The sequence below is a fragment of the Rhodococcus sp. 7Tela_A2 genome (assembly GCF_049311045.1).
Classification (GTDB): Bacteria; Actinomycetota; Actinomycetes; order Mycobacteriales; family Mycobacteriaceae; genus Rhodococcus.
In genome coordinates, this window is record NZ_JAXION010000086.1 from 1 (window position 1) to 19,523 (window position 19,523).

At 69.5% G+C, this 19,523-nt stretch carries 16 protein-coding genes; 6 read left to right on the forward strand and 10 right to left on the reverse strand.

What is annotated here, in order from left to right; genetic code table 11:
* Window positions 1-125 precede the first annotated feature (125 nt).
* Entirely contained in the window at window positions 126-1,574 is a 1,449-nt protein-coding gene (locus TVH25_RS15535) for an aldehyde dehydrogenase (RefSeq protein ID WP_169622136.1), read from the reverse strand.
* A 242-nt stretch (window positions 1,575-1,816) separates the two neighbouring features.
* Here TVH25_RS15535 and TVH25_RS15540 point away from each other — a divergent pair, with 242 nt between their 5' ends.
* Window positions 1,817-2,212 carry a hypothetical protein gene (locus TVH25_RS15540; protein ID WP_169651478.1) on the forward strand — a complete coding sequence of 132 codons (396 nt, stop codon included), beginning with the start codon at window positions 1,817-1,819 and terminating at the stop codon, window positions 2,210-2,212.
* A 5-nt stretch (window positions 2,213-2,217) separates the two neighbouring features.
* Here the strand turns inward: TVH25_RS15540 and TVH25_RS15545 are convergent, their stop codons facing one another.
* From TVH25_RS15545 to TVH25_RS15555, 3 genes are all read right to left on the reverse strand, one after another.
* Window positions 2,218-2,646 (reverse strand): CBS domain-containing protein, encoded by a 429-nt coding sequence (locus TVH25_RS15545; RefSeq protein ID WP_422424725.1) that lies wholly within the window; start codon window positions 2,644-2,646, stop codon window positions 2,218-2,220.
* A gap of 81 nt (window positions 2,647-2,727) precedes the next feature.
* A complete protein-coding gene (locus TVH25_RS15550; protein ID WP_422424726.1) occupies window positions 2,728-3,615 on the reverse strand; it encodes an ROK family protein in 888 nt (295 codons plus the stop codon).
* Window positions 3,616-3,658: 43 nt separating this feature from the next.
* Window positions 3,659-4,414: a class I SAM-dependent methyltransferase gene (locus TVH25_RS15555; RefSeq protein ID WP_422424731.1), complete on the reverse strand. Its 756-nt coding sequence runs from the start codon at window positions 4,412-4,414 to the stop codon at window positions 3,659-3,661.
* A 174-nt stretch (window positions 4,415-4,588) separates the two neighbouring features.
* Between TVH25_RS15555 and TVH25_RS15560 the strand changes: the two genes are divergently transcribed.
* On the forward strand, window positions 4,589-5,791 hold the full coding sequence (locus TVH25_RS15560; protein ID WP_169622140.1) for a glycosyltransferase family 4 protein: 1,203 nt from the start codon (window positions 4,589-4,591) through the stop codon (window positions 5,789-5,791).
* On the opposite strand, the gene TVH25_RS15565 is transcribed toward TVH25_RS15560, so the two are convergent.
* The gene (locus TVH25_RS15565) at window positions 5,729-7,474 is read right to left on the reverse strand and encodes a hypothetical protein (protein WP_422424727.1); all 1,746 of its coding nucleotides are present in this window, start codon (window positions 7,472-7,474) and stop codon (window positions 5,729-5,731) included. The genes TVH25_RS15560 and TVH25_RS15565 overlap by 63 nt on opposite strands.
* Before the next feature lie 42 nt (window positions 7,475-7,516).
* Between TVH25_RS15565 and TVH25_RS15570 the strand changes: the two genes are divergently transcribed.
* A complete protein-coding gene (locus TVH25_RS15570) occupies window positions 7,517-8,758 on the forward strand; it encodes a polysaccharide biosynthesis protein (protein ID WP_422424728.1) in 1,242 nt (413 codons plus the stop codon).
* Between the two features lie 68 nt (window positions 8,759-8,826).
* Here the strand turns inward: TVH25_RS15570 and TVH25_RS15575 are convergent, their stop codons facing one another.
* Window positions 8,827-10,065: a DUF3068 domain-containing protein gene (locus TVH25_RS15575; protein ID WP_169622142.1), complete on the reverse strand. Its 1,239-nt coding sequence runs from the start codon at window positions 10,063-10,065 to the stop codon at window positions 8,827-8,829.
* Between the two features lie 192 nt (window positions 10,066-10,257).
* On the opposite strand from TVH25_RS15575, the gene TVH25_RS15580 reads away from it, so the two are divergent.
* On the forward strand, window positions 10,258-11,430 hold the full coding sequence (locus TVH25_RS15580) for an acyltransferase family protein (protein ID WP_422424729.1): 1,173 nt from the start codon (window positions 10,258-10,260) through the stop codon (window positions 11,428-11,430).
* Here TVH25_RS15580 and TVH25_RS15585 read toward each other — a convergent pair.
* From TVH25_RS15585 to TVH25_RS15600, 4 genes are all read right to left on the reverse strand, one after another.
* Window positions 11,319-15,614 (reverse strand): alpha-(1->3)-arabinofuranosyltransferase domain-containing protein, encoded by a 4,296-nt coding sequence (locus tag TVH25_RS15585; RefSeq protein WP_422424730.1) that lies wholly within the window; start codon window positions 15,612-15,614, stop codon window positions 11,319-11,321. The genes TVH25_RS15580 and TVH25_RS15585 overlap by 112 nt on opposite strands.
* Entirely contained in the window at window positions 15,595-15,768 is a 174-nt protein-coding gene (locus tag TVH25_RS15590) for a DUF2613 domain-containing protein (RefSeq protein ID WP_169651475.1), read from the reverse strand. The genes TVH25_RS15585 and TVH25_RS15590 overlap by 20 nt, the downstream gene beginning before the upstream one ends.
* A gap of 96 nt (window positions 15,769-15,864) precedes the next feature.
* Entirely contained in the window at window positions 15,865-16,947 is a 1,083-nt protein-coding gene (locus TVH25_RS15595) for an isochorismate synthase (RefSeq protein ID WP_169622146.1), read from the reverse strand.
* Window positions 16,948-16,980: 33 nt separating this feature from the next.
* A complete protein-coding gene (locus tag TVH25_RS15600) occupies window positions 16,981-17,448 on the reverse strand; it encodes a universal stress protein (RefSeq protein WP_169622147.1) in 468 nt (155 codons plus the stop codon).
* Between the two features lie 162 nt (window positions 17,449-17,610).
* Here TVH25_RS15600 and TVH25_RS15605 point away from each other — a divergent pair, with 162 nt between their 5' ends.
* Window positions 17,611-18,783, forward strand: coding sequence for a glycoside hydrolase family 3 N-terminal domain-containing protein (locus TVH25_RS15605; RefSeq protein WP_378528173.1), 1,173 nt, complete (start codon window positions 17,611-17,613; stop codon window positions 18,781-18,783).
* 75 nt (window positions 18,784-18,858) lie between these two features.
* Window positions 18,859-19,467: a TetR/AcrR family transcriptional regulator gene (locus TVH25_RS15610; protein WP_169622149.1), complete on the forward strand. Its 609-nt coding sequence runs from the start codon at window positions 18,859-18,861 to the stop codon at window positions 19,465-19,467.
* The last annotated feature ends 56 nt before the right edge of the window (window positions 19,468-19,523 follow it).

A 19,523-nucleotide genomic window follows, 5' to 3' on the forward strand; every position in this document is an offset into this window, starting at 1 on the left:
GGCGCGGGGGGGGGGGGTCGGCGCTGGGGGCGCGGGGCGCGCCCGGGGGCGCCGCCCGCGCGCCCACCCTTCTGCTGTGCGCAGTGTCGCGCGGATCAATCCTGTCCGGATCGACCCTGTGCGGATCAGTCCTGGTATCCGGGCGGGTAGAGAACAGACTTGGTCTCGCAGAACGCCTCGAGGCCTTCCGGCCCGTTCTCGCGTCCGATGCCCGAGTTCTTGTACCCGCCGAAGGGCGAACCGGGATCGAATGCGTACCAGTTGATTCCGTACGTGCCGGTGCGCACGCGCGACGCGATGTCCAGGCCCTTCTCCACATCGGTGGTGTACACCGACCCTGCCAGCCCGTAGTCGGAGTCGTTGGCGATCTTCACGGCCTCGTCGACGCTGTCGTAGGGCAGCACGCACAGGACGGGACCGAAGATCTCCTCGCGGGCGATCGTCATGGAATTGTCGACGTCGGCGAAGACGGTGGGCTCGACGAAGTATCCCGTGTCGAGTCCGGCGGGGCGGCCGCCGCCGAGAACGAGGCGCGCGCCTTCTTCGAGGCCCTTGGCGATGTACCCCTCGACACGTTCACGCTGCTTGGCGGAGATCAGTGGGCCGAGCTGTGCGCTGTCGTCGGACGGCGGCCCGACGGGGAAGAACGCTGCGGTGGCGACGATCTTCTCGACGACTTCGTCGTACCGGGATCGCGGCGCCAGGATCCGGGTCTGGCCGACACATGCCTGTCCGGTGTTCATCAGGCCCGACATCACGAGCATCGCGATGGTGGAGTCGAGATCGGCGTCCTCGAGGATGATGGCCGCGGACTTGCCGCCGAGTTCGAGTGAGCACCGCTTGAGGTTGCGTGCGGCGATCTCGCCGATGTGCTTGCCCACGGCCGTCGAACCGGTGAAGGTGATCTTGTCGAGATCGGGGTGCGAGACGAGGTACTCGCCGGTCTCGGCGCCACCGGGGACCACCGACAGGACACCCTCGGGAAGCCCTGCCTCCGTGAAGATCTCCGCGACGACGTTGACTGCCAAGGGAGATTCAGGTGCGGGCTTGAGGACCACGCTGCAGCCCGCGAGCAGGGCGGGGCCGAGCTTGTTGGCGCACAGGAACAAAGGCACGTTCCAGGCGATGACGGCGCCGACGACGCCGACGGGCTCACGGGTGACACGCGAGCGGCCGAACGAACCGGTCCGCTCGTCGGTCCACTGGAACGTCTCGGCAAGTCCTGCATAGTAATTGAGCGTCGCGAGCGACGGCGTCATCTGCATCATCTGGACCGAGGCGGCAGGCTGCCCCATTTCGGACGAGACGAGCGACGCGAGGTCGGCGGCGCGTTCTTCCATCAGCTTCGCGGCCTTCGCGATGACCTGGCCGCGTTCGGCCGGGGACATGCGGGGCCACGGCCCGTCGTCGAACGCGCGGCGAGCGGCGGCGACTGCGGCGTCGACGTCCTCGGGTCCTGCGACGGGAACCGATCCGACGCGTTCCTCCGTGGCAGGGGAGAACACCTCGAGCTTCTCGTCGGTCGACGGTTCCACCCAATGCCCGCCGATGAACAACTTGTCGTAGTCGGTCATGTCCGCTTCCTCACCAGTTGCTGTTCGCTCATGTAAAGGCAGGTTCGTGGTTCGGTGCCGACGATCCCGCGGCCCACCTGTGACCTCGAACACTAGAACAGGTTACAGGTTTTTGGAAAGAGTGCGGGCGACCGGTGGCGGGAAACCGTTGTGATGACCACACTGGAGAGTGCCTGGGGTCACGCGACGGACGGTCACGGGCCATGACGCTCGGTCACGGGCCAACGGTCAGGAGACAAACAATGGCGGAGAACAACCCCTTCGGATTCGATCCGGACGACCTCGACCGCGTGGTCCGTGAAGCCGGGGAGGAGCTACGACAGCTCAAGGACCGGGTGCTGTCGTTCCTCGACGCACCGGAACAGCCGCGCTCCCCTCGGAGCGCACCCACGCCCGAGACGACGGGCGACACCGGAGCCGGTGTGTGGGTCGTCTACAACTGCGACGAGGACGGCGTGGTGCGCGTCGACCAGGTCTACCCCGCCGAACTCGACGCACTGCGTGCGCTCAAGGGCAACACGGATCCGACCAGATCGGTGCGGTTCCTGCCGTACGGGATGAGCGTGAGCGTCCTCGACAGGCCGAACAAGACCGCGTCGGACGACGAGACGGAGACCGCCGAGGACTCCGGCCTGTAACGGGCTCAACCTCGGTGGATGTACGACTCGAGCTGGTCGCGCTCGGTTTCGAGTTCGTCGAGGCGGCTCTTGACCACGTCGCCGATGCTGACGATGCCGACGAGGCGGCCGTCCTCGACCACGGGTAGGTGACGCACCCGCCTCGAGGTCATGGTTTCGGCGAGACTGTCCACCGTGTCGGTGGGCAGGCAGGTCGTCACGTCGGTGGTCATGAGGTTCCGCGCCTGATCGGCGAGGATGGACGGCCCGCGGTGGTTGAGGCTGCGCACCACGTCGCGCTCGGTGATGATGCCGACCACCGCCCCGTCCTCGACGACGACCATCGCCCCGATGTTGTAGCGGGCGAAATCTCCGAGCAGCTCACAGATCGGCGTCTCGGGTGGGACGGTGCAGACTCCCGAACCCTTGTTCCGCAAAATCTCAGCAATCCGCATCCCGGTACCGCCGATCGATCCGCTGGAAGAGTGGTACGTCAGAGGGTAGGGCAGTGTCCCGCGCGCGCAGGACTTGGTTATCTAGTCGTGACCTGCGGCGAGGAGCGACGCGCCGGCCAGCGTGCCCAGTGCGCCGAGTTCGGCGGGCACGACGCGCACCTCGCGCAGGAAACCGAGGCGGGCATGCCGCGTCGTCGACGCCAGCAACGGTCGCCACAGGTGCGTCCCGGACTGTGCGAATCCGCCACCGACCACAACGTGTGAGACATCCGCCAGGGCTACCGCCGATGCGATGACCTGGCCCAGCGCGGTTCCCGCGCGTTCGAGTGCGGCTGCCGCCACGCCGCTGCCTGCCTGTGCGTCGGCAGCGAGGGCGGTGCCGTCGGATCCTTCCCAGCCGTGCAGCCGCGCCCACCGCACCGCTGCCGGCCCGCTCGCGACGGTCTCGATACATCCGACCCCGCCGCACGCACACACCGCGGTGCCGTACGCCGAGACCATGTGCCCGATGTGGCCGGCGTTGCCGGTGCGGCCCGTGACGATCCGGCCGCCGAGCACCAGTCCGCCTCCGATGCCGGTACCGACGACGACGCCGAGCAGGTCGGCCACGCCGCGCCCGGCGCCGAAGCGCTGTTCGCCCAGCGCGGCGGCCGCTCCGTCCATCGCGAGCCGTACCCGGGCACCCGGGAACAGACTGCGGACCGCATCGGCCAGCGGGAACCCGCTCGCCCATTCGGTGATGTTGATGGGAAACACCGTGCCCCGCGCGGTGTCGACCGGGCCGGCCGCGGCGATACCGACCGCCGTGACCGGTTCGGTGCCGGCGACCTCCCGCAACAACGCCGCGCACGTCTCCCACACCCCTGCGGCGGGCACGGGTACGGACTGCGGTTCGAGAGGTGTCGCGTCGTCGGCGACGGTGGCCGCGGCAAGTTTGGTGCCGCCGACGTCGAGTGCCAGTGCGGTCATACCGTGACCCTAGGGGATGCCTGCAGCAGGACCCACCGGGACGTCACCGGCGTTGCATCACGAGAACCAGGTTGCTCACAAGGATTTCGCGGATCCACGGCACCTTCACGAGCCACCACGCCCACCGCGGGTGATACCGCGGGAACGCGGCGAGCAGGGTGCCTTCGGTACTCGAGCGCGCCCAGCGCAGACCGTCGGCCGCTCCCACTTCGAACAGGGACTGCCCGTACCGGTTCTTCGGCTCGTGGCCGTGCTTGCGCGCATACCGGCGCGCCGCGTACTCACCGCCGAATGCGTGCCACGGCCCGGTCTCGTGGCCCCCGAAAGGTCCCCACCACAACGTGTAGGACAGCACCATCAACCCGCCCGGTCGCGTCACCCGCAACATCTCGTCGGCCATCACCCAGGGGGCCGGGACGTGCTCCGCGACATTCGACGAGAAGCACACATCCACCGACCCGTCCCGCAGCGGCAACGCCAGCCCCGACCCGCGGATCGCGCCGCCCACCCGGAGGCCCGCCGCGTGCATCTCGGACGGGTCCGGCTCGATCGGGACATAACGGGCCCCGACGGCGTTGAAGGCGTCCGCGAAGTATCCGGGTCCGCCGCCGACGTCGACGACCGTCGTGCCGGCCAGCCCGGTGCCGGTCGCGCCGGTGTGCAGATCGCCGATCAGATCGACGGTGTCGCGGGCGAGCCCGCCGTAGAACTTGTCGGGCGCGGACTGCTCGAAACGGAAACTGCTCAGCAGGCCGGCCGACCGCCGCAGCGTCGCGCGTCGTGCGAAGAGCCGGGTCACGCTGGAGTCGGGCGCGGTCGGAGAAGGCACGTCGAGACACCTTAGTGTGAGGCCGGCGGACGCTCTCCATACCTATGGCGCGGCGTACCCGTTAGGGTGTTCGTTGTCATACCTAGGCCCTCCCGGGTCACACACCGGTCCCTTCGGGACGTCGCAAGATATTGGGGGCTCCGCGTGCAGGAGGTACTGCTGCTCTGCTGGCGTGACACCGGACACCCTCAAGGGGGTGGCAGTGAGCGGTACCTGGAGCAGGTAGGAGCCCAGCTCGCTGCGCGCGGTATCAAGGTCACGCTGCGTACCGCGTCGTATCCCGGTGCCCGCCGCCGCGACAGCGTGGACGGTATCGACATCAGTCGCGGTGGTGGCCGGCTGACGGTGTACCCCCGAGCGCTGGCCGCGATCCTGGCCGGCCGGTTCGGTGTCGGCCCGCTCGCCGGAATCCGGCCCGACGCCGTCATCGACACCCAGAACGGCATCCCGTTCTTCGCGCGGGTTGTCGCCGGCGCACCGGTCACCCTTCTCGTGCACCACTGCCACCGTGAGCAATGGCCCGTGGCGGGACGCCTGATGGCCAAGCTCGGCTGGTGGATCGAATCGTCGCTGTCACCCCGCGTGCATCGCCGCAACCAGTACCTCACGGTGTCCCTGCCGTCCGCCGACGAACTGCGCGCGCTCGGCGTCGACCGGGAACGCATTGCGGTGGTCCGTAACGGCGCCGACGCGATACCTGCCGGGGTCGCACCCGGCGACGACCACACCCGTACCGAGCACCCGAGCCTGTGTGTGCTGTCGCGGCTCGTACCGCACAAGCAGATCGAAGATGCGCTCGGTGCTGTCGCGGCGCTGCGTGGCCGAATCCCCGGTCTGCATCTCGATGTCATCGGCGGCGGATGGTGGGAGCAGAATTTGCGCGACGCCGCCGCAGACCTCGGGATCGCGGACGCGGTGACGTTCCACGGCCACGTCCCGGAGGATCGCAAGCACGAACTCCTCTCCCGCGCATGGCTCCACGTCATGCCCTCCCGCAAGGAAGGGTGGGGTCTGGCGGTGGTCGAAGCCGCCCAGCACGGTGTGCCCACCATCGGTTACCGGAGTTCGAAGGGCCTGACCGATTCCATCATCGACGGGGTGACCGGGTTGCTCGTCGACTCCCCGGCCGAGTTGACCGATGCCGTCGCCGACCTTCTCGAGGACCGCGGGCGCCTGCGTCAACTCGGTGCGAAGGCACGCATCCGGGCCGGGGAGTTCTCGTGGGAGGCGACCGGCGACGGAGTGTTCGACGTGCTTGCCGGTACCACCCGTGGTCAGCCTGTATCAGGACTGTTTCCGAGGACGGGCGAACCGCTGCACCAGCACGCCCACCACGCCGCAGGCTGAGAGCAGCAGCCACACCACGTGTGCCGCGATGGCGGATGCACGGTGCGGAGAGGCGTCCGTGGTCACGCCGTCCACGCGGTAGAGACTCAGATCGTCGTCGCTGTAGACCGGCTCGAGCGCGGCCAGAGTCCGCTGCGACTCGCCCCGATCTCCGGGGGTGCGGTGCTCGACGAGCACCCAGCCCACCCCCTCCGCGGCGAGCGTGTCGGGACCGGCGCCGGTGAGCAGGAGTCGTTCCACTTCCTCCGCGCGGTGCCCCTCGCCGGCCACCGTGCCCCCGGCCACCAGCAGGGTCCCGGTCTGCAACACGTCCGCGCGCACCATGCGCGGAGCCGGATCCAGCACGGCGGCCGGACCGGCGAAATCGAAGATCCGGAACATGCCACCGGGGAGCACGGCCACGTCGCCGTCGCGTGCGGTCACGTACTCGGTGACCTTCTGCCACCCGTCCGGGTAGCGAGCGGGACGGACCTGCCCGGAGACGCCCCATGCGAGATCAGGCAGTGCGAGGACGAGTCCCGCGACCACCACGGCCGCCCAGATCGGGTCCGGTCCGGAGAATCGACGTTGTAGTGCCCCGACGCCCGCTGCTGCGGCGAGCGCGTAGCCGGGCATCGCCACCGCCACCCACTTCTGGGTGTCCCGGAGCAGCCCCACGCCGGGCACGTTCGCCATCGACCATTCGCCGGCTGCGAGTCCCGGGCCGGTCGCGGCCAGGGCCGGTCCGAGCACTGCGACCGCGGCGAGCACACCAGCGGCGACGACCACGGGATGACGACGACGTCGCCACAGCGCCGGCACACCGCACGCGACGATGCCGAGCAGCAGCAACGTGCCGACGAGCGCCCACGGGGTGGTGCGGGAGCCCGGCACGGCATCGCCGTTCCAGATGCCGCCGAGTCCCGCGAGGGAACCGAGGGTGCCGAGGAGTGGTTCTGCCCGCGCGGCGAACGCACGCACACCGGCCGGGTCGGCTTCGGTTCCTCCACCGGCCAGGAGAGTGGCGGTGAGCCACGGCAGCGACGCAAGGACGGTGAAGGCAACGGCTCCCGCCACCCGCACGACCGTCGAATTCCGGCCCCCGGGCAGGGCAAGAACGGCGAGCGTCACCACGGCGGCGAGCAGCACCCCGGTGGGCGTCAGCCCGGCCGCTGCCAGGCACACCGCCAGCGCGGGCCATCCACCACGCTGCCGACGTCGGATCGACACGGCCGCGCATATCGCCCAGGGCAGCGCCGCGTATCCGGCGAGCAGGCTCCAATGGCCTTGCAGCAGGCGCTCCGCCACATAGGGATTCCAGATGGCGACCGTCGCCGCCACCACTTGGGCTGCCACCCCGGCCCGCGGCAGAACGACGGCCACGAGACGTGCCGCTCCCCATCCCGCCGCCCACACCGACAGTGCGAGGATCGCGCTCACCGCGACCCCACCGTCCACCACCGTGGTCACCCACGCGAGCAGCGCATCCTGGGGGACCGCGCGGGCTGCCGCGTCGGACAGCCCGAGGGACGAGTCGGTGAGGAAAGACCGCGGCGTGCTCACCGCGTCGCGCAGCAGCAGGTAACCGGGTGACGTGAGGAGCGGGCCGAGCACGACGAATGTCAGGAGCAGCGACCACAGCGCCGGCACCGACCGCACCGGCAGCACCGGTGCGACCGACCGCGAGGACACCGGCGTCAGCATGGCGGCAGAATACGGGGTCCGTACTGATGCGAGGATGGGCGGATGCCTCGACCCGAGACCACGCGCCGGTCGGCTGCCGCTGGAATGACGATGGTGACCGTCGGGGCGATGACGGCCAACATCGCGGCCTACCTGCTGCACCTGCCCGCGGGCCGATGGCTCGGCCCCGCCGGGTACGGCGAGTTCGCGAGCCTGCTCGCCGCCCAACTCGTGCTGGCGGTCCCCGCGCTCGCGTTGCAGACGGTCGTGGCGCGCGAGGCTGTGCACGGCAGCAGCGTCGCGGTGCTGCGGCGCCTCGGGTACCGGTGCGCCGCCTGGGCGGGCCTCGCCGCGCTGGTTCTCGTTCCCGTGGTGGCGTGGGCACTCGACACCAGCGTCGCCGGTGCGTTCGGATCTCTCGTGACGGCGCCCCTGCTCGTCCTTCTCGCGGCCGAACAGGGCCTTCTCCAGGGGCGTGGCAGGTTCGCGGCGCTCAGCGTCGTGCTGGCCACAGCGGGCATCGCGAAGGTCGCCCCGGCGGTTGTCGTGCTCATGCTCGGTGGCGGACCCGGGGCGGCGCTGTTCGCCGGCGCTGTGGGGACCGGCATCACCGCGATCTTTGCGTCCGTCCTCGTCGGGCGCACCGATCCGGCTGACGCGGGGTCCTCCTGGACGCCGTCCGCCGGTGCGATCCTGCGCGCCTCCCAGGTGCAACTCGCGCTGATCGCGCTGACCTCACTCGATCTGCTGCTCGCCCGGATGGTGCTGGACCCGGAGTCCGCAGGCCTGTATGCCCTCGGTGCTGTCGCGACGAAGGTGGCGTTCTGGCTGCCGCAGGCTGTGGGTGTGGTGCTCTATCCACGAATGGCCGATCCGGCGGAGTCCGCGGGGGCGGTGCGGTCCGCGCTGACGGTGCTCGTGGCGCTGGGCGCGGCGCTCGTCGCGGCAGCAGCGTTGTGTGCACCGCTCGTCCCGCTGCTCGTGGGAGATGCGTACCGGCCTGTGCAGTCGTTGCTGTGGATGTTCGCCCTCCAGGGAGCGTGCCTGGCGGTGCTGCAGGGCGCGCTGCTGTCGGCGATCGCGGGCGAGCGCACGCACCTGGCACTGGTCGCATGGGCCGGTCTTCTCGTCGAGGTGATCCTGATGGTGACGGTGGCGTCGACGATCGAGCAGTTCGTCGGCGTCGCGGTGGGGGTGGCGGCCACGACCGCCGCGGTGGTCGCAGTGCTGGCCGTACGAACCGCCGCTGCGTCCGCCCCACGCCCGGGCAGCGGACCCAGCCCGGGCAGCGGACTCACGACCTGACCCACAACGACACCGCCCCCACCGTGAACGGTGGGGGCGGTGTCGTTGTTTCTTTGCGCTGCGCGTGCCTACTGCTGCGGAGGCTTCCGCAGGTCGGTGCGCGGGATCTCCTGCGTCTGATCGGTGGTCCAGTCACGCTGCTGCGTGTCCGAGCCCTGATCGTTCCGCGGGATGACCTCGGTCCTGTCGTCGGTGTAGTCCCGCTGCGGCGACGCGGAGTGCGCCGGTCCCACCGTCGTGGTGGCCGGGCCGGCCGGCGACGGTCCGGTGGTGGCAGCGGCACGACGGCCACCGTTCTGTCCGCCACGGAGACCGAGCACGATGCCCGCGATCAGCAGGATCGCGCCGAGGATGCCGAGGATGATCGGCACGGTACGACCGAACAGGGACAGCTGATCCTGTCCGTCCTTGGCCTGGCCGATCTGGTACTCGACGGTTTCCTCGTCGAACGGCAGTGTCACGTCGAGAATCGTCACCTCGGGGGTGTCGGCTTCGCGTGCGTAGTACTGGTTCTGTGCTTCCTGGCCCTTCACCACGACACCCGTGATGGGGTCGACCCACAGGTCGCGGACGTTGTTGTACCAGCGGGTCATCGTGATCGGCTCGTCACCCTCACCGACACCCCACGTGGAAGCGGGAAGGCTCAGCTTGTAGGTCGGGACCTCGGGATCGGCCTCGGACAGGTCGATCGGTCCGACTTCCTGGCTGAAGTGGTAGACCGCCATGCCGTTGATCTCTTCCTCACCCTTGAACTCGAGGGGGAAGGTCTCACGCGCGTTGATGTCGTAGTAGGGGTACGACTCCTGCTTGACATCGAACGGGAACTTGTACTGCAGGCCGTCGCGGTCGCCGAGATCGGTGGGCGGCGCGTCGGCAGTCGACTGCACCGTGCTCACCCGATCGGCGAAGTCCTCGGACGACACGGGCATCGACGTGTCGCGGTCGATCGTGACGCGGTCGACGGTCGCCGACACCAGTCCGGTGTCGCCCTGCATGTCGAGGCGACGCACCGTCTGACCCGCCTGGAGGGTCATGATGTCGCCGTCTGCGGGATCTTCCACCGTCACGTAACGCTGCGCCACGATCGGGACGTCCCTGTCGACCTGAGCATTGCCTGCGAGCAGGGCTCGGGAATTGAGGATGTCACCCGTGCCCTCGGCAACGGTGGTCACCTCGAGGTCGAGGGGTGTAGTCGCCAATTTGCCGACAGTGTAGGTCGGTACGAGAATTGCGATTACCAGGAGGAACGCCCCCAGGCCTATCAGAATCAACGCAAGTATCCGGCCGGAGCTCGAACGCTCAGCCATGCTGTCTCTCCTCACTCAACGGGTTGTCATCGAGTACCCCCACCGGCAGCAGGGCTGCACGGATCGCCTTGGCATCCGACCCGCGAACGCCACGTGAGCCAAGACACTAACAGTCCGCGGTGCTCGGTTGCTCGTGGCTCGTGACGAACCCGCATTTACGCGGGTGTGCCTGGGCGGGCACACTGGTCGCCGATGAGTAGTACAAGGGTCTCCGACCCCCGCGTAAACGGGTTTCTCCCGGCGCTGGAGGGCATGCGCGGACTGGCATCGGTCGCCGTGGTGGTGACCCACGTCGCTTTCCAGACCGGTGCCGTGCACGAGTCGGCGCTCGGACGCGTGTGGGGTCGGCTGGACCTGGCCGTCGCCCTGTTCTTCGCCTTGTCGGGATTTCTGCTGTGGCGCCCGCACGCAGCCGAGGCCCGCGGTCTCGGCCCGCGGCCGTCTGCCCGGCGGTATCTGGTGTCGCGCGCGACGCGCATCCTGCCCGCCTACTGGATCGCGGTGATCCTGGTGCTGTGGCTGCTCCCCGGCGCCGGCGGCGGAGCCACGGTGTGGTGGGCGAACCTGACGTTCACGCAGGTCTTCGTGCCGCTCACCCTCACCGAGGGGCTCACCCAGATGTGGAGCCTGTCGGTGGAGGTCGCGTTCTATGCGGCGCTGCCGCTGATGGCGCTCGCCGTCTGCCGGTTGCGGGGCCCGGCCGCACGGATCCGGATTCCGCTCCTGCTCGGAGTGAGCGTGCTCTCGCTGCTGTGGGTGTGGTTGCCGATACCGACTCCCGAGCACATCAATCACGAGAACTGGCTGCCGGGGTATCTGCCCTGGTTCGCCGCCGGAATAGTGCTCGCCGAATTGGTGACCGGTCCCAGGACCTGGGTGCACCGGATCGCGGAGCGCCGGTACCTGATGCTGGGGATCGCGGCGGTCACATTCGGTCTGGCGACGACTCCGCTTGCCGGACCGAAGACGCTCACCGACCTCGAACCGTGGGAGTACAGCAACAAGATCGTGCTGGGCGCGATCATGAGTTTCGCGCTGCTCGCTCCGCTGGTCCTCGCCCCGCGCGAGCACCACGGATTCCTCGCGAGCGCGCCGGCGCTCGCGGTGGGGCGCTGGTCCTACGGCTTGTTCATCTGGCATCTCGCGGTGATGGCGATCATCTTCCCCGTCTTCGGGATCGCACCGTTCCAGGGGCATTTCTGGCCGGTGCTGGCCGTGACCTTCGTGCTCAGCGTTGCGATCGCGTCGGCCAGTTACGCGCTCGTGGAGGTGCCCGCGCGTGAGGCCTTCCAGCGTTGGGACCGCTCTCGCAAGGGCAGGGCGGCGAGCCCCACCGCGACGAGTCCCACCAGCGCCGCGAGCTGAATCAGGTACGAGTGCCCGACGTAGCCGTCGGGTGAGCGCCACGGCCCGGTGGACAACAGGGCCATCGCGAGCACGGTGGCACCGCCGGCAGTTCCCACAAGCAGACGCGATGCGGCTCGCCGACCCCAGCGTCGGGTCGCGGTGACGAGTCCCAGGGTGCCGAGGACCGCGACGACGGCACCTGCACCGCCGGCCACGACGACGGCAGCGGCGAGGACACCGGCCAGTCCGGCGACCGGCGACCGCCATGTGCGCGGTGCGGGACCGGGATCGGAGGCGCGCCGACGCGAGAGCGGCCACAGGGCCAGCGCGAACAGCGGCACCAGCAGCGCCAGTCCACCGAAGATCCCCACCCGGTACCAGCGGTCGGTCGTGAACTCGAGCGTGAGTGTGCTGTCCGGTCCGGCGGGCAGTATCCACCCCTGCTGCCAGCCGTCGACGACGACAGGGACGGGCTCGAGACCGTCGGTGCTGCTGCTCGCCACCCAGCCGATGTTGGTGCTTTCCGGGATCACGACGAGCCGGTCCTCGTCGCTCGCGGGCACGGTGAGCTCCCGCAGGTTCGCGGACCAGGCGCCGGTCTCCAACTCCACCGGGGACACGGCCGGGGCGTCGGCGCCCGGCACCGTCAGTTGCAGGCGGGACACGATGAACGGGGTTCCCGGCGACACGTCGACGTCGACGCGACCGGCGTTCATGCCCACCGCATCGGTATCGCAGAGCGTCGCCGGCACTTCGGCCCCGGCGGCGAGATCGGCAACGCTCGCCGTCACCGACGTGCGGTAGGGCTGCCCGTCGATGGTGACCACCGGGCCGTCGTCGCAGCCGACCGTCACCTCCCGGTCGTAGATCCGGTCCTGCGCACCGATCGGGCCGTCGTCACCGCGGACGGTCACCTCGGCGATACCCGGGGGCGCAAGCTTCGAGAATCCCAGCACCGTGCGGTCGAGGACGTCGTCCCAGCGGAGAACGGTCAGCGTGATCCGGTCGGTGACATGCGGAGCGAGGTCCAGTGTGGTGGTGCCTTCGCTCAGCTCACGTACCTGTGGACCGTTCCCGAGGTTCACCGCGACCGCGCGTGGCGCGACGGGCAGCACTCCCAGCGACGTCGCGATGTCGAGGCCGGTGACCCGTTGCGGTGACGGCAGCTCCAGCGTCAGCGTCGGGCGGGGCCCGCCGGGTGCGAGGGAGCGTTCGTCGGCCGCCCACGATGTGCGCGGGTCCCCGTCGATGGCGGCGAACGCCGACCCCTGCAGATCCACGACTTCCGCGTCACCGCGGGCAACGACGCGATCGGTGCGGTCGATGACATCGTCGAGTGCGGGCCCGGGGCGCACGCGCAGCCACAGGTCCGGTTCGACGACGGTCGCGGCAGGCACCTCGAGCGTGCGCGTGAAGAGGTTGGGTTCTTCCGTCGACGTCGCGAGTCCCCGCGCGCAGCGCACCCGGTCCGGGGTGTCGACGCAACTGCCGCGTCCGGGGAATTCCTGTCCGAGATCCCAGCCGCGCACCGTGACACCCTCCGCGGGGCCCGGAACGACGATGCGGCGCCGGATGTCGAGGCGCTCGGGGTTGCGTCCGTCGGTGAATTCGTCGACCGCAAGTTCCGCGATCCCGAATTGGTTTCCGCGCGAACCACTTTCGGTGTGGGTCGAGGTGATGCGGACCCACGACGTGGTACCGAGCGGCAACGCGACGGTCTGAGGGCGGCCGGGCTCCTCGACCCGCACGGCGGTACTGCCCCGCTCGGTGGTCACTTCGAGCCACCGGACGGGATCGCCGAGCGCACCGGAACTGGTGGTCAGTTGCAGCATGCCCGAGTGGACCGGGGTGTCGAGATCGAGTTGCAACCACTGTCCGACGGCGGATTCGAGGCCGTTGCTGTGCCACCCGGTGGTGGGATCTCCGTCGACGACGGCTGCGGGCCCGCTGCCCACCGCGGTGCCTCCGAGTTGCGTGGCGTCCGACGCCGCGCTCGACACGGTGATCCGTGCGCCTTCCCATTCGGCACGAACGAGTTCGGCGCCGGGCACCGGATAGTCGGGTACCGCGTTGCGGGTGCGGCGTGGGTCGTCCGCGGCACGAATCGCCGACGAATGGTGATCGACCTGGCCGTAGTCGGTTTCCCGGTCGGTGGGGGTGTCGGTGACGGTGACCTCGTCGACGGGCAGCCGGGTGCGGGCAGCGTCGGCGGAGAGAAGCGTGGGCCCGACCAGATCCGGGTCTCCCGCGCGGAGGTTGAGCAGCGATTCGGGACCGCCCTGGACGACGGGCACATCGGCCGCATCCACCATGTACGGCCCGATGGGTGTCGATTCGGTAGCCGCGACCTTGTAGATCTCGACTGCGGGATATGCCGGCCGCAGGTCCGCGTCGGTCACGAACCCGTCGGCGCTCGCCGACACGATGTCGTTGCCGAACCGGGCGACGCGCTCGATCCCGGGCGACTCGTCGAGGGCTCGATGGACGAGTGCGGGTCGCGCGGACGGGGACGTCTCGGGATCGAGGTCGTTGCGCACCACGAGGAACCCGATGCCCTGGCCACGCAGGGTTGCGGCGAGTCCCGGCGACGGGCGGCCGTCCGCGATCTGCCGTTGCACCGAATCGAGGGCGCGGATCGCTCCGGGCGGGACGAGGGGCACGGCGTCGCGCGAGGCCCACGGCGTGGTTGCGAGCGCCTGCAGCGGCTCGTCTCGCGTCAGTCCCCAGATCTGGCTGCCGAACGGTGCCCCGGGCACGATCAGAGCGCGTTCACCGCGTTCGTCGGTGTGCTCGTCGAGCCATGCGGCGGTGGCGTGCCAGTAGTCCGGAACCTCGTCGTAGGCGCCGCGCGGCGCGAGCTTGCCTGTCCACGCCAGCGACGTCGCGAGGGTGAGGGCAACAAGGATGAGCGTGGCGCACGCGACCATCGGGTTGCGTTCGGGGTGGGCGAACGCCGTCCGGGTGCGCGCCCACGGCACCGAACCGGGAAGCGGAACCCGGCGCAGCAGGTGCGCGAGACCGAGTACGAGCGGCAGCCGCACCAGCGGTTCCAGTTTGTGCACGTTGCGCAACGGCGCGCCCGTGGAGTCGAGGAACGCGCGCACCTGATCGGCGACCGGCGATCCGAGCTCCCCGGCATATCCGGCGCCGAGGCCCGCGATTCCGACGAACAGGATCAGCGTGAGCCGGCCACGTGCCGGCATCGAGTGCATCGCGAGCCCGGCCAGTCCGGCGGCGGCGATCGCACCGGTGACCAGCACGGCAGCGGGCTGTGTGACCAGTACGGCGCCGGCGATGCGTTCGGGTGAGACGAACGGCGTCCAGCTGCTCGTTCCGCGAAGAACTTCCGCGAGCGATGTCCACTGGGTGGTCACACCCGACGATTCGATGAAGTCGAGGAACGGCGGGCTGACGCGGCCGAGCAGGAGCAGCGGCACCATCCACCACGTCACGGCGACGAGGCACAGCGGTATCCACCACGCCGTGAACCGCCACCATCGGCGGTTGGGCTTGTGCGAGGCCCACCACAACGCTGCGATCAGGCACGCAGCGGCCGTCGCGACGGCATTGATCGCACCCATGAGCGCGACTGCCGCGGCCGATTGCGCCGCGAGCCTGCGCGGCGAACCCACGTACCGAGTGCTCAGATACCGCACCACCGGCAGGAGCACCCACGGGGCGAGCATCATCGGATGCGCTTCGGACGAGATGGACCCGAGCGTGGTCAGAACGCGGGGGGAGAGAACGAACACGGCCGCCGCGACAACGCGGGAACCGCGGTTCCCGACTCCGAGGGCCTCGGCGAGCCGCACGATTCCCCAGAACCCGACGACGAGCAGCACCGCCCACCAGGCACGCTGCGTGATCCACGGCGGGATGTGCAGCAGCTGCCCGGCGGCGAAGAACGTGCCGTGAGGAAAGAAGTAGCCGTACGCCTGGTTTTGTACCTGTCCCAGCGGTGCGGTGCTACTCCACTGGTGAGCGGCGCGCGCGAGAAATCCGAGAGGGTTCTGCGTCAGGTCGTACTTCGTGTCGGCGACGACCAGGCCTGGAACCTGAGCGAACGACAACAGCACTGCCACCACGGTGGCGCCGAACAGCCACCGGCGGGACAGGGGTTCGGCGGACGGAGTGTCCGTCGCGCCTCGGTACGTGAGTGAACTCGAAGCGTTGCCGGAGCCGTCAGCGGCTGCCGTACTCAACCTGGTTCAGGAGGGAGGACTCGGCGTTTCCGCTGCGGTCGATCTGGGGACGCGTGTTCTCCTGCACTGCAGCAGTAACTCCGAACACCGCGACGACGCCGAGAACAGCACCGATTACCGCGCTGCCCAGGCCCGGACCCAGGAACTTCGCCATACCAATCTCCCCATCGTTCGTAACGCATGTCATATTGCTCGCGCCAAACTATCACCCCGGCGCGCGATGTCCGACCGCCTGCACCCCGAGAAGGATCTAGACCCCGAGCGAACCCAGCAGCGTGCGCAGCTTCGCGGTGGTTTCGTCGAGTTCCGCGTGCGGATCGGAATCGGCGACGATCCCCCCGCCTGCCCAGGCGACCGCCCGCCGGCAGTCCGAACTCAGCTCGGCGCAGCGGATCGCGACGAACCAGTCGCCGTCACCGTCGGCGTCGCACCAGCCGACCGCACCGCCGTAGAACCTGCGGTCGCCCTCGACCCGCGCGATGGCGTCCATGGCCGCTTCGGTGGGCGTACCGGCCACGGCGGGGGTGGGGTGCAATGCGGCCGCGAGGGTGAGCGCGTCCGTCTCCGGGTCGCGCAGCGTCCCGGTGATGGGGGTGGCCAGGTGCCACACATCCGGCGTGGAGGTGAGCTCGGGGGTTTCGGGGATCTGCAGGTCGCGGCACAGCGGCGCGAGACGGGCCCGGATCCACTCGACGACGTACCCGTGCTCGGCCAGGTTCTTCGCCGACCCCAGCAGTTCCTTGCCGGCGCGGCGGTCGTCGTCGGGGTCGTCGCACCGCGCCGCCGTCCCGGCGAGTGGTCGGCACGTGACGGTGTCCCCCCGGCGGCTGACGAGCAATTCGGGGCTCGCGCCGACCAAGGTGTGTCCCCAGAATCGTTCACCGGCCGCACTGAGATCGACCGCGAACGTCGCCGCGTCGGGATGCCGCTCGATCATGCGGGTGGCGAGGGTGAGGGGGTCGATGGGTGCGTCGGCCTCGAGGGCGACTCTCCTGGCCGCCACGACCTTGTCGAATTCGCCGAGTTCGAGCCGTTCCACCAGTGCGCGGACCCGCGCGACATGCACGCGCGGCAGCGGAAGCTCGGTGGTCCGGTAGACGTCCGGAAGGTCGGGGAGGTCGTCCGGCGCGGCCCACGGTCCGTCGGTGACGTCGGTGTGTTCCGGCTGGGCCAGCGCGACCGGTCGTGTCGGATCGAACGGCAGGGCGCCGACGACGATGTCGGCGTCTCCGCGGTGCAGGGCGCGAGACGCGGACGCGACATCGTCGAAGAGACGACGCGTGCCGGTGGCGTGCACGGTGCGATCGGCGCGGGAAAGCAGAAAACCGTCCATGGTGATTCGACGATATTCCTGCGCGCGCCGCGCTCAGCGTCCAGGTGGCACGATCAGCACGGGACGGTGACTGTGGCGCAGGACGTGGTCGGCCACCGAAGACTGCAGCAGCGAGCGCAGGCCCGTGGTGCCACGCGTGCCGGCGACGATGATGTCGACGTCGAGTTCGTCCGCCGCTTCGACGATGGCAGCCCACACCGCGTTGACCACCTCGACGGTGCGACCCTCGGCCTGCAACCCGAGGGAGTTGGCGAGTGCGAGTCCTTCGTCGTTGGTGACCTTCGCATCGGTCAGCGCGATGTCCTCACGGTCCTCGTCCGGAACCCATTCCGGTTGCATGACGCCGGAGAGTCCCGACATGCGCGCCGCCTGCCGCACCATCGGCTCCCAGGCTGTGACGACCACCGCTCGGCACGACTCGAGGAACCGCCCCGCGTACTGCACGGCGCGCTTGGAATTCTCGGACCCGTCGTAGGCGATCAGGATCAGATCTGCGGCCACCGGGCACCTCCTGTGTCGAGTGATACGGGGTCGAGTGGAGTCCGGGTCTGCCCGGGAAGGCCTCTACGACTGCGGGATGCGGGACGAATGCTCGGGTGCACCTTAGCGTGCGGCGACCGGCTGCGGGAGGGTTCGTCGCGGCGGTCCGCTACCGTCGGAACGATGCGGACCCGCCACACGCTCGCCGTCGTTCTCACCGCTGCACTCGCAGCCGCGGGATGCGGCGCGAACGACACCTCCGATGTCTCGACCACCAGCGGAACGGATGACACCGCGACGTCCGAGTCGAGGACCGCCACGTCGTCCGCGGAGGCCCTTCCGGCCGCGCCACCGGCGTGCGGCGACGATCTGCTCGCCTCGCTCACGGGCAGGCAGAAGCTTGCGCAGTTGCTCAACGTGGGAGTCACCGGAGCGGACGACGCACGTGCGGCCGTGCAGTCCGAACAGATCGGCGGCATCTTCATCGGTAGCTGGACCGACCCCGCAATGCTCGCCGAACGGCAGGTTCAGGGTGTCGCGGCGCAGAGCACGCTGCCGTTGATGGTCACCATCGACGAGGAGGGCGGACGGGTGTCGCGTGTCGGGGCACTGCTCGGCACCGATCCGTCGGCGCGCGTCACCGCCGAGACCATGACGGTCGAGCAGACCTATCAGATGGCACTCGAGCGTGGACGGGAGCTGCGCGAGCTCGGTATCACCGTCAACTTCGCTCCCGACGTCGACGTGAGCAGTCAGCCCGACGACTCGGTCATCGGCGACCGTTCGTATTCGTCCGACCCGCAGGTGGTCGTCGAGTACGCCGGCGCCTACGCGCAGGGTCTCCGCGATGCGGGCATCATGCCGGTGCTCAAGCATTTCCCGGGCCACGGGTCGGCGTCGGGGGATTCGCACACCGGTGCTGTCACTGCTCCGCCGCTCGAGCAGCTGGAGCAGAGCGATCTCGTGCCCTACCGGGCACTGGTCGCGCCCGATGTCGCCGTCATGCTCGGGCACCTCGATGTTCCGGGACTGACGGGCGGGTTGCCGGCCAGCATCAGCCCGGAAGCGGTGGAGCTGTTGCGGTCGGGCTCGTACGGAGCACCCGAGTTCGACGGGGTGATCTTCACCGACGATCTGTCGGGGATGCGGGCGATCACCGACACCTACGACATCACCGAAGCGGTCGAGGCTGCGCTGGTGGCCGGCGTCGACCAGGCGCTGTGGCTGACCACGGACGAGGTCCCCGAGGTCCTCGACCACCTCGAGGACGCCGTGGCGGCGGGGGAACTGCCGCAGTCGCGGGTGGACGACGCCGTCCGTACGGTCGCTCGGGCCAAGGGCGCCCTGGACTGCTGATACGCATGTTCGCGCCTGTGCGCAGACTTCCCTACCGTAGAGTAAGAAACCGATTCGAGGAGGTGGGGAGGGTCGATGGCCGGCGGAACCAAACGATTGCCGCGCGCGGTGCGGGAGCAGCAGATGCTCGATGCCGCGGTGGACGTTTTCTCCGAGAACGGTTTCCACGACACCTCCATGGATGCGATCGCAGCACGGGCATCGATCTCGAAACCGATGCTCTACCTCTATTACGGCTCGAAGGACGAGTTGTTCGCCGCGTGCATCAGCCGCGAGGGGCAGCGTTTCGTCGAAGCGCTCACCCCGGCCGGCGATCCGTCGCTGTCGCCGCGTGAGCAACTGCGGGTCGCGCTCGAGTCGTTCCTCGGCTTCGTCGACCAGCACCGCAGTTCGTGGATGGTGCTCTACCGCCAGGCGCTTGCGCAACAGGTCTTCGCAGGACAGGTGCGGGGCAGCCGGGATCGGCTCATCGAACTCACCGCACATCTGCTCGAGTCGAGCACCCGGGACCCCGAACCGGGGACGGACTTCACGATCATGGCTGTCGCGCTGGTCGGTGCGGGAGAAGCGGTAGCCGACCGGATCGCGGGGGGCGAGATCGACGTCGCGAAGGCCGCCGAACTCCTCGACAACCTGGCATGGCGCGGTCTCGCGGGCAGAAAACGCTCGGATCCGCCGGGCTGAAACACCGCCGGATGTCGGAGGGCAGGTGCCGGGACGCCCCCATCGCGTCCCGGAAC